This window comes from Paraburkholderia sp. BCC1885 (genome assembly GCF_900996235.1).
In the GTDB taxonomy this organism is placed as follows: Bacteria; Pseudomonadota; Gammaproteobacteria; order Burkholderiales; family Burkholderiaceae; genus Paraburkholderia.
In genome coordinates this window covers 87,521-101,317 of the sequence record NZ_CAAJGM010000033.1, presented here as the reverse complement: position 1 = coordinate 101,317, position 13,797 = coordinate 87,521, and the positions used below count along the sequence as shown (strand labels likewise).

Below are 13,797 nucleotides of genomic sequence, written 5' to 3'. Positions count from 1 at the left end.
CAAGCCATCAGGCGTAAGTCACGCCGGGATCAGTGGCGCACGGTGCGCCATTGGCCCGGCGCCAGACCGAAACGCCGCGTGAACGCATGCGTATAGGCACTTTGATCGCCAAAGCCGACTTCAAGGGCGATGTCGGTAAGCGAACGCCGTGGATCGGCGAGCAAGGTAATCGAGGTATCGAGCCGCAGACGCTGCAGATAGCGATGCGGCGTCTCGCCGAACGCCTCGATAAACAACTGATGAAAGCGCCGCATGCCGAAGCCGCAATGTGCGGCGAGATCGGCGATGCGCAGCGGCTCCGAGAGACGCGCGCGCAGCCAGCGGTCAATGCGCGCGAAGTCGAGGCCGGCGGCCGACGCGCCGTCGGGGGTTGCGGAGTGCGTCGTGCCGGCGTCCGCGAGCATGGCCGCGCATAGGCGCGCGGCGGCGTCCCAGTGAAAGCGCCGCGCCGCCGGATTGTCGGCGGCCTGCATGCCGCCCGTGGCGCGGGCGGCGATGCTATGCACGAGCCGCGTCAAGGACGCATCCACCGACACCGCCCGCGCGCGGTCGAACAACCGTTGCGGCACCGCCAGCGACGTGGCCGGCAGATCCAGCACCAATTGCCGGTTTTCGCCGACCCCGGCGTAATCGTGCTGCGCGCCCGCCGGAATCAGCCACGCCGAGCCGGAATCGATCATCTGACCGACCCCGTCCACCGTCATCACCATCGCGCCGTCGAGCCCGAGCACGACCTGGTGAAAGTCGTGCAGATCCGTGGCCTCGACCGCGCCGTAACGGCGCAACGAAACGCTGGGGGCGGTGACGGCCGCGTGGCTCATGAACGAACTGGAGAGAGAATTTAGACTTCGAGCAGTTCCACTTCGAACACGAGCGTCGCATTCGGCGGAATCACGCCGCCCGCGCCGCGCACGCCGTAGCCGAGTTGCGGCGGAATCGTCAGCTTGCGCACGCCGCCCACTTTCATGCCCTGCACGCCTTCGTCCCAGCCCTTGATGACCATGCCGCCGCCCAGCACGAACGCGAAGGGATCGTTTCGGTCCTTGCTCGAGTCGAACTTCTGGCCGTCGGTCAACCAGCCGGTGTAGTGCACGCTGACGGATTTACCGGCGACGGCTTCAGCGCCGCTGCCTTCGGTCAGGTCTTCATATTTGAGGCCGGATTCGGTAGTCACGGTCGCCATGAGTTGCTCCTTAATTCAGGTCGTAAAAAGCGACATTGTAGGCGTGTTGGCGGTGCGCCGGCCAGATGGCATGGGTTTGGCTACGGGTTTTGACGCGCTTGCGATTCCATTGGTATGCCAGCGCATGCTGATGCAGCCTGGCACGCAATGGAGCGTGCCTATAATGACAGTTCCGTTCCATACCATGCACAGCCTTAGAGGGCTTCGATTGTGACAACGTCTTCCACCGGAACCGGCAGCGGCCAGCAGGGCGCATCAGGGGTCTCCTTGTCCGAACGCACCGCGCATCTGTGCGCCGAGGCCGCACTGTTCATGCGCGATCACGTTTTGTCGCTGGTGTCGCACGACCTGCGTGGTCCGCTGAATGCGATCCATAGCTGGGCCTACGTGCTCGAACGCAAGCTCGACGCCAACGACCCAGCCGCGCAGCGTGCCATTACCGGCATTCGCAGCGGCGTGGATCAGCAGGTCAAGCTGCTGGAATCGCTCGTCGATACGACGCGCGCCGGCACCAAAACGGTGGCGCTCACGCGCGGGCCGTTCGCCTTGCAGGCTTTGTTCTCGGATTCGGTCGACGAGGTCCGCGCAGGCTTGGCGAGATCGCGCGGCGTGTCGGTCGCGTTCGAGTCGCAACTCTCCACCGAGCAATGCAACGGCGATCGCGAGCGTCTCGCCGCCACGTTGTGGCTGATGCTGACGTTCGCCGTGGAAGCCAGCACGAGTGGCGCCGAGGTCAAACTCGCGTCGAGTGCGGATGCAAATGCGTGGCACGCCGTCGTTACCTACGATCCGACGCTGGCCGCGTTCGACGATGCCTCACTGCCGCATCTGCTCGAACCGTTCGCGCGCACCCAGGCGCGGGCGCCGCGCGAAGCGGGGCGGATTGCGTGGGTGTTATCGCTGTGCAAGCGCGTCGCTGAAGCGCACGGCGGCGCCTTCGAGCAAGGCGAAATGCAGGACGGCCAGGCCGCGACGCTGACTTTGCGCATTCCGCTCGCCGCGGCTTAAGGGCGAGGGGCGAAGGGAGAAGGGCGAAGGGCGTCTGCGAGGCGGGCGGCAGACCGGTATCACCCGCCTCTTACATTCCTGCCTGCGCCACGATCGCCACGTCGCACTCTGGCTTTCACCCAGCTTTCGCCGCTTTATACTGACAACCTTTCGTTGCCGGAGCTTTTTCTCTTGATTCAGGTTGTCGCCCTTATCGGTGCGTTGCTGCTGGTCGCGCTCAATGGATTTTTCGTCGCCGCCGAATTCGGTCTGGTGAAATTGCGGCAGACGCGCATGCAGAGCCTCGCCGCGAAGCACGGCATGCGCGGCCGGTTGCTGGCGAAAGTACACGGCCAGCTGGACGCCTATCTGTCGGCCTGCCAGCTGGGCATCACGCTGGCGTCGCTCGGTCTGGGCTGGATCGGCGAGCCGGCTTTCGCGGATCTGCTGACGCCGGTGTTCAAACTGCTGGGCATCGAATCGGAGAAGCTGATCCACGGCGTTTCGCTGTTCTTCGCCTTCTCGTGCATCTCGTTCCTGCATATCGTGGTGGGCGAGCTGGCGCCGAAGTCGCTCGCGATCCGGCAAGCCGAGAAGGTGTCGCTGTGGGCCGCCACGCCGCTCTACGGTTTTTACTGGGCCATGTACCCGGCCATCTGGCTGCTCAACACCAGCGCGAACGCGGTACTGCGTCTGGCCGGCCTGACGGCGGATCACGGCGGCGACGCGCATTACTCCACGGAAGAACTGAAGCTGATCCTGCGCGGCCGCCGCGCCAATGTGGCGAGCGGCGCGGCCCTGGGCACGGCGGATGGCGCATACAGCCAGGATGAATGGAACACCATCGCGCACTCGCTGGATTTTTCGCGCATGACGGTTTCCGACCTGATGCGGCCGGCCTACGAGATGGTCGGACTACGCCGCGACTTGCCGTTGCGCGAGAACATGCAGGTGGTTGCGCAGCATCGCTTCAGCCGCTATCCGCTGTTCGAGGACGGCGCGGGCGAGCGCGTGGCCGGCATGATTCACCTGAAGGATCTGTTGCTGGCGCGTCAGGCAGGCAGCACGCTCGACGATCTCTCGAAGTATGTGCGGCCGGTTCAGTACGTGAAGCCGGACATGCCGGCGCTGGAACTGTTCCGGCGCTTTCGCAAGGGCGCGCCGCATATGGCGCTGGTCGGACATAAGAACGCCGCGCCGATCGGCTTTCTCACGCTCGACAATCTGCTCGGCGCGCTGGTCGGGCAGATTCACGACGAATTCCGTCAGGGCGACGCCGACTGGACCCGCATGGACGACGGCACGCTGATGGGCAAGGGCAGCTTGCCGGTGGTGTCGCTGGAACGGGCGCTGGGAATCGATATCGAGGAAGGCAGCGCCGAATCGGTGGGCGGCCTCGTGATTCAGGCACTCAACGATCTGCCGGCCGAAGGACAGCGGATCGAATTCGATCGCTTCGATATCGTCGTCAAGAAGATGAGGGGGCCGCGCATTCTGCTGGTGCGCGTGTATCCAAAGCACTTCGACGATGAGGACGGTTAAAATCTCCGTCCGACATCATCCGGGGGCGTCATGGGATATCTGCTCGTACTAGGCGTTGGACTGTTCGCAGGCATGCTGAGCGGCGTGATCGGCACCGGTTCGTCCATGCTGCTGATGCCCGTGCTCGTCATGCTGTTCGGCCCGCAACAGGCCGTGCCGATCATGGCGATTGCCGCGATCATGGGCAATCTGGGCAAGATCCTGGCGTGGTGGCGTGAAGTCGACTGGCGGGCGTGCGCCGCTTACTGCTCGACGGCCGTGCCGGGCGCGGCGCTGGGCGTGCGAACCTTGCTCGCATTGCCGCCGCATGCGGTCGAACTCGCGCTCGGCCTGTTTTTTCTTGCGATGGTGCCGACCCGTCGCTGGCTGGCGCGCCGCGCCGTCCGCTTCTCGTTGTTGCATCTCGCGCTGATCGGCGGCGTGGTGGGCTTTCTGACGGGTATCGTCGTGTCGACCGGGCCGATTACCGTGCCGGTGTTCATGTCATATGGCCTCGTGAAAGGCGCGTTTCTGGCGACCGAAGCGGCCGGGTCGCTCGCGGTGTACGGCACCAAAGTGGCCGTGTTCCAGCACTTCGGCGCGCTGCCGCTGCATATCGTGGTCGATGGCCTGATCACCGGTTCGGCGCTGATGGCGGGCTCGTTCGCGGCGCGCTATGTGGTGGTTCGCATGAGCGCGCGCACGTTCAAGCTGGTGGTCGACGGCTTGATGCTGTCGTCCGGGCTTTCGTTGTTGTGGGCTGCGGCACGTTAAAGCCTGGCAAGTCGCGGACTGCCATTTGCGCGCGCCGCGCTCGTGTCGCAAGCCTGGGTCTCAAGGCTTTAGTTCAGGCTCGCGGCACGCCATCCTCCACCAGCACCGCAACCGGCATGGCCGAAAGCGCGTCGCGCAGCAGCAGCGAGCCGTTATCGTCGACCTTGGGCGCGGCAGTGCTCATCCAGTCGAATAGCGAACGTGAGGTCAACTCGGCGGGCATCTCGACCGCAGTGTCGTCCCAGCGCGCCGCATCGACGAGCGGCAGGTCGCTGTCCTCACCGAGCAGGCCAGCCGCAAGGTGCGTCACGATGATTACCGCCCACGCGTTGCCATGCCTGCGCGCAAACGCGACCACCTGCGCGGCGTGCTTGCCCGTCACGTTTAGCGGCACATAAGCGCCTTCGTTCAGCAGTTGAGGCAGATGCGCGCGCAACGACAGCAGGCGCTGCACGACAGTCAGTTTGACGCGGCCATTGCGCCACTCGGGGAGGAATTCCGTCGGCGGCGTTTCGACCAGCCATTCGGCACGCTGGGCGAAATCGACCGGCCGGCGGTTGTCGGGATCCACGAGGCTGAAGTCCCACAACTCGGTGCCTTGATACAGGTCGGGCACGCCAGGCGACGTCAATCGTAGTACGGTCTGCTGCAAACTATTGATGGCGCCGGCCCGGCTGATGCGCGCCACCAGTGCCGACAACTCGCGCAGGAAGCCGTCGCGCCGCTGTGGCGCGAGGATATCGAACGGGAAGTCGTGGCAGGCCTTCTCATAGGCTTCGTCGGGCGCGAGCCACGACGTGCGCAGTTTCGCTTCGCGCAGCGCCTTCAACTGCCATTGCGCGACCCGTTCCGCGAGTTCTTTGACGCCGGCTTCGTCGTCGGGCGAAAGCTCGGGCGGCCAGCAACCCACCAGGGTTTGATACAGCATCGCCTCCGCGGCCGGCCCCGGCGCCCATTCGTGATTCAGCGTGGCCAGACTGCCGTCGAGCGCGCGGCGTTGCGGCGCATTCAAGGTCGACCACGCCCGCAGCGTCGCGCTCCAGTCGTGTGCAATCTCGCTGAGCACCGCTAGCCGCGCGCGCACGTCCTCACCGCGCTTGTGATCGTGCGTGGCGGTTGCCAGCATGGCATGCGGGAAGCGGCGCGCGCGTTCGAGATTGCCGTCGTGAAACTGCTTGACGGAAAGCGCGAACTCGCCCGGATCCGCACCCACCTCGTTGCGCGACAGCAGACGGCCATACCGATAGCAGGCGGTATCCTCGACCGCTTTCGCCGCCACCGGGGCGGTCAGTTGCGAAAACAGCGTCTGTGCCGTGCGACGCGACGAGCCCGCGTGATTGAACGGCTGCCCGTTCGCGCCTTGCTGCGCATTGGCGGCGGCGCCCTGGCGAACCAGCGCGGTGTCTTCGGCCGCGCCGTTGCCAAGCCACGCGTCGACCTGTTCCAGCACGGCGTAATCGGATGGCGGCAGGGCTTGCCGCGCGCCTTCCAGCGCCTGATTGAAGTAGACGTTATCCGCCTCGGTGCGCAAACCGCCTTGCGGATAGACCCGATACACCGGGAAATGCACTACCAGTTCGGTCAGCACGCGACGCAGCGCGGTGAACGTGAAGTCGCGTGTGTTGATCGAGTCACGCGCGATCCGATGCAATGCACGCGTCGCGCGGTCCAGTTCCGCCGAGAGATTTTCCGCGAGGATCTTGCGCCGCGCGGGCAATGCCTCATCGGCGAAATTCGGGCTGCGTCCGGTCAGCTCGGCCCATGTCGCCGCGAGCGGTTCGGCGCCGGCCGGATCGTGCAGCAGCGCGCCGACGTCGTTCATAAAGTCATAGCCCGTAGTGCCGTGGACCGGCCAGTCTTCGCGCAACGGTTCGCCGCGCGCGAGGATCTTTTCCACCACGATATACGGCTCACCTTCGCGCAGTTCGCCAAGGCGCTGCCGCAGCCGCTGGCAATATTCGCGCGGCTCGGCGAGACCGTCCACGTGATCGATCCGCACGCCGTCGATCAAACCTTCGGCATAAAGACGCAGCGGCAACGCATGCACCGCGTCGAACACCTCGGGGCGCTCGACCCGGATGCCGGCAAGCGTGCTGATATCGAAGAAACGCCGCCAGTTCACTTCGTCCGATGCCGTGCGCCACCATGCGAGCCGGAAATGCTGCCGCTCAAGCAACCGATGCAGCCGGTCGCGCGTTGCGGTTTCACCGGGTGCATAGTTGGCGAGCGCCGCTTCGATTGCCGATTTGCCGTTCTGCGCGACGAATTCGCGCAGCAGTTCGCGTCCTTCGGCGGCGCGCGGCTGGTCGGTGGGCTGGGTGGTGAGTCCGTGGAAGCGTTCGGCGAGCGCGCTGAGATCCGCGCGCTCGGCGCTTTGCAGAATCGCCGCGTAATCGACCGGACAAATCGGCCCGACGTGCGGCCCGTAGGCCACGTGAAAATGTCCCGTCTGCTCGGAGAAGGCCAGTTCGATGCGCCCTGCCGCGAGCTCGTCGCCATATGAGGCGCCGAGGCACGGCATCAGCACTTTGCCGCGCAGGGCGGGATCGGGCGAATGCCAGTCGATGTCGAAATGCCGCGCATACGCGCTATGCCGTCCCCATTCGAGGATATCGAGCCACCACGCGTTGCTCGATCCGCCGACGCCCATGTGGTTCGGCACCACGTCGATGATCAGCCCCATGCCGCGTTCGCGCAGTTTATCGACGAGCCGTTTGAGGCCCGCTTCGCCGCCGCATTCCTCGCTGACGCGGCTGTAGTCGACGGTGTCGTAGCCGTGCATCGAGCCCGGTTCGGCCGTCGTGACCGGTGACGCGTAAAGATGGCTGACGCCGAGCGCAGCGAAGTATTCGACGTGCGCGAGGGCGTCGTCGAACGTAAAGCCCTTGTGGAACTGGAGCCGGAGTGTGGAACGCGGGACGGTCATGGTGTGTCGGCCCCCGTAGAAGCCGTAGTGGATGCAGTAGCTGAAGCAGTGCCGGGGACGCTGGCGCTGCGGGCGCGCTCGACTGCCAGCAGGCGGTCGCAGAAAGCGGGTTCGGCGAACAGTTCGTCGACCGGCAAGGCGAGACGCCGCCGCCAGTTCGGATGCTCGTCGATCGAGCCGGGCAGATTCGGCTGGTCTTCGAGCGCGAGCAGATCTTCGAGCGGATACGTGACGAGCGGCATGGGCGTGGCGGCGACGAAGGCCAGCGCTTCATCCACGGGCGCGGTTTCGGGCGGCGGCGCGGGCACATCCTTCGCGGCCACGCCAGCCTGCTGGAAGGCGCTCCACAGCAAGGCGCGATCTTCCGCACGCTCCGCCATTGCGGCTTCAACCGGGTCCAGGCCGTCGGCGCGCGGCATGGTCTGGCCGATGCGATTGCGCCACACGATGTCGGCGCCGCGCCACCAGCCGGTGACGGTCGGCAGATCGTGCGTGGTAGTGGTGCCGACCGCGTTACGGTCCCACTGTTGCGGCGGTTTGAAGCCCTTGCCCGCTTCGGCGCCTTCGAACCACAGCACGCGAATGCCGGCGATGCCGTGTTCGTCGAGCCGTTCGCGGAACCCAGACGGCACGGTGCCGAGATCCTCGCCGATCACAATCGAACGATGCCGCCACGATTCGAGCGCGATCAGCCGCAGCATGTCTTCGAGCGGATAGCGCAGATAGGCGCCATGACGCGCGCTTTCGCCCTCCGGCACGAGCCACAGGCGGCGCAGGCCGAGGATGTGGTCGATGCGGATGCCGCCCGCGTGCGTAAAGGCCGCGCGCAGCATGTCGATGAAAGCCGAGAAGCCCTGGTTGCGCATGGCGCGCGGCGAGAACGTCGTGAGCCCCCACGCCTGGCCGGCCTGGTTGAACAGATCCGGCGGCGCGCCCACCGACACGCCCTGCAGCATCTCGTCGCGATACGACCACGCGTGGCTGCCGGCGCTGTCGCAACCGACGGCGAGGTCCGCGATCAGGCCGACCGCCATGCCCGCATCGCGCGCCGCATGCTGGGCGTGCGAGAGCCCCTTGGCGGCCAGCCATTGCAGGAACAGATGAAATTCGACTTCATGCCGATGCTCGTTTGCAAACGCTTCGACTTCCGCGCTGCGCGGATCGCGCAAGGCCTCGGGCCAATTGCGCCAGTGGCCGCTCGGCTCCGCTTGCGCAAGCTGAACCGCCTGCAATGCTTCGAAACGCGCGTGATCTTCGAGCGCGCGGCCGCCGCGCACGCAGAACGCGTCGAATTCGAGCGAACGCGGCGCATCCTGAGCGCGCTCGTTCACGCAGAATTGTTCGAAGAGTGTGCGCAACACCTTGAGCTTGAGCCGCACGGCCTGCGGCCAGTCGATCAACGTCAGGCGTTCGAGTTGCGACCACGCTTCGCCGGCCTGATGGGTTTCGATCGCGGCACGGGCTGCCTGCGCGCCGAACACGGCGGCCGGATCGATATGTGTCACGTTGAGCCACAGGCGCGAGGATGGCGAATAGGGGCTGAAGCGCTCCGGTTCGGCGCTGAACATCGCGTGGGTCGGACTGACGGCGAGCGCGTGCGCGCCGCGCTTCGCGCTTTCGATGGCAAGTTGCGCGAGCGCCGAATAGTCGCCGATGCCGCCGTCGCCGGTGCGCCGCAAGCCATATAGCTGGGCGGCGATGCCCCAGAGCGGCGGTGCGGGCGGCTTGTGTGCTGCCTGCCATGCATCCGCCGCGGTATAGCAGCGCGCAGGCGCCACCGCGAGCGTGATGCGGTGATCGTTGATCAGGAGCGTGTGATAACCGGGCTCGTCGATTGGCGCCAGCAGCGCGGCTTCACCCTTCGGCGCCGTGAAGCGGCCGTCGATCTGCGAGCCGCTTTCCAGTTCGATCCGGTAATGGCTGCCCGCCTTGATCGCCGCGGCGGGCAGCGCGATGCCGCGCTCGCACTCGGCGGTCATCAGCGGCGGCAGCTTGCGGCCGGACAGTTCCGCGTCGAGCGCGGCGGCGCTCTGGCGGATCTGGGTCGCGTTGCCGCACGGCAGCCCCATGCGTTCGAGCAGCACCGAGAGCGTGCTCTCGGGGACGTGCTGCATGACATGGTGTGCGTCTTGCCATTCGACTTCGAAGCCGGCGCGCGTGGCGAGGCTGTCGATGGATTCGGTGCGTCGCGTGGCGTTCATGCGTGCCACTCCCGTTCAATGACCTTGCGGGCGTCGTGCGTGTTGGCGTAGTCGCTGACGTCGCCGGTCAGCCATGCGATGAAGGCATAGGGCGGCAATTGCTGCTCCTCGAGATGATCGCGCGCGCGTGGCGGTGTTTCGAAGACGACCTTGCCTTCCGGCGTGTGCGGCAACGGCACGGCGGCGTCGCCCAGATTCAGGGCGATCGAGAGCGTCTCGCCGTCGTCGAGCCGCCAGCGGGCGACGAGCGCGTTCGCGTCGCCGCCGTTCTGCGCGGACAGCACCTCTGCCCCTAGCGCCTTCACATGCGCGAGACGCGGTGTGATGAGTTTTGCGCGCACCGTGAGGGCGGATTTGTAGAAGTGCATCCAGTCGAGCCGCTCCTGCGCGTCGGTTTGATCGGCATTGGCACTCGCGCGAGGCGACGACGCGGCGAAGGTCTGCGGATCGTTCGGATCGGGAATCTGCGCACGGCGCTTTTCGTCGCTGAAGGACGCGAAACGCGCGAATTCGCGGCGGCGTCCCTCGCGCACGGCATCCGCGAGATCGCCCTTGTAGTCAGTGAAAAACAGGAATGGCTGATCGGAGCCGAACTCTTCGTCCATGAACAGCAGAGGAATTTGCGGCGACAGCAGCAACAGCGCGGTGGCGGCGCGCAGCGCGCCGGGCGGGCTGAGTTTGCGCAGACGCTCGCCGAACGCGCGATTGCCGATCTGGTCGTGATTCTGCAGGAACATCACGAACGAAGTGGGCGACACATGCCCGCTCGGTTCGCCGCGCGGCTTGCCGTCGTGGATGGGCGAAGGCTCGCCCTGATACGCAAAACCTTCGGCCAGCACGCGCGCCAGCTTGCGGATCGGTTGATTCGCAAAGGCGTGATAGTAGCCTTCGGTCTCGCCGGTCAGCAGCACGTGCAGCGTGTTGTGCGCGTCGTCGTTCCATTGCGCGTCGAAATGCGTTTCGAGCAGGTTAGCCGTGTTGTGCTCGTTTTCGAGCACGAGATGCACATGGCGTCCATGCCGCACCTTGGCGCGAATATGGTCCGCGAGTTCGCGCAGCCATTCGTCGTTGTCGATGGCGTGTACCGCGTCGAAACGCAGGCCGTCGAAGCGATATTCGTCGATCCAGTACAGCGCGTTATCGAGGAAGAAATCGCTGACTTCGGTACGCTCGAAGTCGATCGCGGGACCCCACGGCGTATGCGTGCCTTCGCGAAAGAACGGCTTGGCGTATTGGTGCAGATAGTTGCCGTCCGGGCCGAAGTGGTTGTAGACCACGTCGAGGAACACATTCAGCCCGAGGCCGTGCGCCGTATCGATGAGCGCTTTCAGTTCGTCGGGGCGTCCATAGGCCGAATCGGGCGCGAACGGCAGCACGCCGTCATAGCCCCAGTTCCGCGAGCCGGGGAAGTCGTTCAGAGGCATCAGTTCGATGGCGGTCACGCCGAGTTCGGCGAGTGCGGGCAGCCTTTGCATGACGCCGGCGTAACCGCCCAGCGCGCCCACATGCAACTCGTACAGCACCGTCTCTTCCCACGGCCGGCCATGCCAGTGCGCGTGCTGCCACGTATAGGCGCGCGCGTCGATCACTTCGCTCGGTCCGTGGACGTCCTGCGGCTGAAAACGCGACGCGGGGTCGGGCACTTGCAGCTCGCCGTCGAGGCGATAGCGGTAAAGCGTGCCCGCGCCGACATCGGCTTCGGCTTCATACCAGCCATTGCCGGTGGCCGTCATTTCGAGCGTGGCGGGAGTACCGGGGCCTTCTATCATCAACTGCACGGACTGGCACGACGGCGCCCAAAAGCGGAAGCGCGTGTGCGGCCGCGTGCTGGCCGCGCCCATGACCTGCGCGCCGAACGGCAGACAATGCGCATGATGACGCGCGTGAGGATCAATCGGACTTTCGGACATCATTCATCACCATTCGGTTTAGCTCCGCCGCCTCGTATTCCGGTCACGCCGGATTTACGGGGCGCCGTCGCCGGGCATTGCGGTGCCGGGATCGGGCGGCAGTGCGGTCAAAAGCCGCGGGCCGTGTTGCGGCCCAGCTTGCCAGCCGGCCTGCCAGTCTGCGTCGCCTACTGGCCTTGCGGCCAGCACGACGAGGCCGTGGCCGGCCACTTCCACCTCCGGTGCCGCCAGAGCACGAGGGGGCGCAGCGGGGTCTGCAGTATCTAGCAGCACGTGCCATTCCAGATGCGGCGCGGGTGGGGCGAAACGCAACATTCCGCTCGATGCATTGAGCATCATCAACAATACTTCCGTTTCTCCATCGAGTGCCGGACCCGCGCGGCGCAACGTCAGCGCGCGTCCTTCGGGATCCTGCCAGGCCTCGATGGTCAAGGGAAAACCGCGTTCGTCGAACCAGCCGATGTCGTACAGGCCGGGCAGGACTTCACGGTCGCCGAACAGGAAACGAGTCTCGCGCAGCAGCGGATGCTGCTTGCGCAAGGCGATCACGCGCGCCACGAACCCGGTCATCTTGCGACCTTCTTCGGAGCCCGCCCGTTCCCAATCGATCCATGATAGTTCGTTGTCCTGGCAGTACGCATTGTTATTGCCGTGCTGGGTGCGGCACGATTCGTCGCCGGCCGGCAGCATCGGCGTGCCGAGCGCCATGAAGAGCGTCGCCATCAGCGAGCGCGCCACGCGGGCGCGGGTTTCGAGAATCGCGGGATCATCGGTGGGCCCTTCGACGCCCCAGTTCGAACTGCAATTTTCGTTGTGGCCGTCGTTATTGTTTTCGCCGTTCGCTTCGTTGTGTTTCTGCTCGTAGGAGACGATGTCCGCGAGTGTAAAACCGTCGTGCGAGGCGACGAAATTGACCGACGCCCACGGTTTTCTGAAACGGCGGTTGAACAGGTCAGCCGAGCCCGTCAGGCGCGCGGCGAGGTCCGGACGCAAGCCGGCGTCGCCACGCCAGAAACGGCGCACGGTGTCGCGGAAACGGTCGTTCCACTCGCCGAAGCCCGGCGGATGATTGCCCAGCTGATAGCCGCCGGGGCCGATGTCCCACGGCTCGGAAATCAGCTTGCGCTGCGACAGGATCGGGTCCTGGCGCAAGGCGTCGAAAAAGCCCGAGCCGGGATCGAAGCCGTTATGTTCGCGCCCGAGCGTCACGCCGAGATCGAACCGGAAGCCATCGATGTTGAACGCCGTCGACCAGTAACGCAGCGAATCCATCACCATCTGCAGCACGCGTGGATGCGGCAGATTCAGCGTGTTGCCGCAGCCGGTGTCGTTGATATGGTGGCGTTCGTCGCCAGGCACGAGGCGGTAATAGCTGGCGTTGTCGAGCCCTCGCCATGACACCGTCGGGCCCATCTCGCCGCCTTCGCAGGTGTGGTTGTAGACCACGTCGAGGATCACTTCGATGCCGGCCGCATGCAATTGCCGCACGGCGATGCGCATTTCGTCGAGCCGGTGCGTGCTCAGATACGACGGCTCCGGCGCGAAGAACCCCGCCGTGTTGTAACCCCAGTAGTTGCGCCGGCCGCGCTCCACCAGAAAGCGGTCGTTCAGAAAGGCGTGCACGGGTAATAGTTCGACCGCGGTGACGCCGAGCTTTTGCAGATGCTCGATGAATTCCGGCGACGACAGCGCCGCGAACGTGCCGCGTTCGTGCGTGCGCAGATTCGGCCGCAGCATCGAGGCGCCGCGCACATGCGTTTCGTAGATGACCGTTTCGCCCCACGGCACATTCGGCCGTGTGTCGTGCGACCAGTCGAAGGCCTCGTCGATCACGACGCATTTTGGCATGGCCGGCGCCGAATCGCGCCGGTCGATGGAAAGGTCGAGCCGGTTCGAATGCATCCGATAGCCGAACAGCGCGTCGGACCAGCGGAACTGGCCCACCAGCTTGCGCGCATACGGATCGAGCAGCAGCTTGTGCGGATTGAAACGATGGCCGTTTTGCGGCTGATAGGGGCCGTGCGCGCGGAACCCGTAGGCGGTGCCGGGATGCGCGTTAGGCAGGTAGCCGTGCCAGATTTCGTCGGTGCATTCGGGCAGCGTGAAACGTTTCAGTTCCTTGCGGCCCGTCGGGTCGAACAGGCACAACTCGATTTGCTGCGCATTGGCCGAAAACACCGCGAAATTGACGCCGAGTCCGTCCCAGCTCGCCCCAAGTGGATAGGGCGAGCCCGGCGAAAGCCGGTCGGGCAATGCATGCGACATGGTTCCCGTCCTTGTTCTGATGGTTCATTT

The 13,797-nt window shown here is 65.4% G+C and carries 9 protein-coding genes; 3 read left to right on the top strand and 6 right to left on the bottom strand.

The genetic code is table 11. From position 1 onward, the window contains the following. Positions 1–29: 29 nt before the first annotated feature. Both FQ755_RS02765 and FQ755_RS02760 read right to left on the bottom strand, forming a co-directional pair. Positions 30–821: a helix-turn-helix domain-containing protein gene (locus tag FQ755_RS02765; RefSeq protein WP_144150749.1), complete on the bottom strand. Its 792-nt coding sequence runs from the start codon at positions 819–821 to the stop codon at positions 30–32. A 20-nt stretch (positions 822–841) separates the two neighbouring features. Continuing rightward, the gene (locus FQ755_RS02760) at positions 842–1,183 is read right to left on the bottom strand and encodes an FKBP-type peptidyl-prolyl cis-trans isomerase (protein ID WP_144150747.1); all 342 of its coding nucleotides are present in this window, start codon (positions 1,181–1,183) and stop codon (positions 842–844) included. A 210-nt stretch (positions 1,184–1,393) separates the two neighbouring features. On the opposite strand from FQ755_RS02760, the gene FQ755_RS02755 reads away from it, so the two are divergent. The 3 genes from FQ755_RS02755 (at position 1,394) to FQ755_RS02745 (ending at position 4,465) form a co-directional block, all read left to right on the top strand. After that, a complete protein-coding gene (locus FQ755_RS02755; RefSeq protein WP_144150745.1) occupies positions 1,394–2,191 on the top strand; it encodes a sensor histidine kinase in 798 nt (265 codons plus the stop codon). A 171-nt stretch (positions 2,192–2,362) separates the two neighbouring features. Beyond that, on the top strand, positions 2,363–3,712 hold the full coding sequence (locus FQ755_RS02750) for a hemolysin family protein (protein WP_144150743.1): 1,350 nt from the start codon (positions 2,363–2,365) through the stop codon (positions 3,710–3,712). A 30-nt stretch (positions 3,713–3,742) separates the two neighbouring features. Further along, positions 3,743–4,465 carry a sulfite exporter TauE/SafE family protein gene (locus tag FQ755_RS02745; protein ID WP_144150741.1) on the top strand — a complete coding sequence of 241 codons (723 nt, stop codon included), beginning with the start codon at positions 3,743–3,745 and terminating at the stop codon, positions 4,463–4,465. Positions 4,466–4,538: 73 nt separating this feature from the next. On the opposite strand, the gene treY is transcribed toward FQ755_RS02745, so the two are convergent. The 4 genes from treY to glgX are packed head-to-tail and all read right to left on the bottom strand — an operon-like array spanning position 4,539 to position 13,767. Continuing rightward, on the bottom strand, positions 4,539–7,391 hold the full coding sequence (gene treY, locus FQ755_RS02740; protein WP_144150739.1) for a malto-oligosyltrehalose synthase: 2,853 nt from the start codon (positions 7,389–7,391) through the stop codon (positions 4,539–4,541). Continuing rightward, positions 7,388–9,592 (bottom strand): 4-alpha-glucanotransferase, encoded by a 2,205-nt coding sequence (gene malQ / locus FQ755_RS02735; RefSeq protein ID WP_144150737.1) that lies wholly within the window; start codon positions 9,590–9,592, stop codon positions 7,388–7,390. Before malQ ends, treY begins: the two co-directional genes overlap by 4 nt. Further along, the gene (gene treZ / locus FQ755_RS02730) at positions 9,589–11,502 is read right to left on the bottom strand and encodes a malto-oligosyltrehalose trehalohydrolase (RefSeq protein ID WP_144150917.1); all 1,914 of its coding nucleotides are present in this window, start codon (positions 11,500–11,502) and stop codon (positions 9,589–9,591) included. Before treZ ends, malQ begins: the two co-directional genes overlap by 4 nt. A 54-nt stretch (positions 11,503–11,556) precedes the next feature. Next, on the bottom strand, positions 11,557–13,767 hold the full coding sequence (glgX, locus tag FQ755_RS02725) for a glycogen debranching protein GlgX (RefSeq protein WP_144150735.1): 2,211 nt from the start codon (positions 13,765–13,767) through the stop codon (positions 11,557–11,559). Positions 13,768–13,797: the final 30 nt, after the last annotated feature.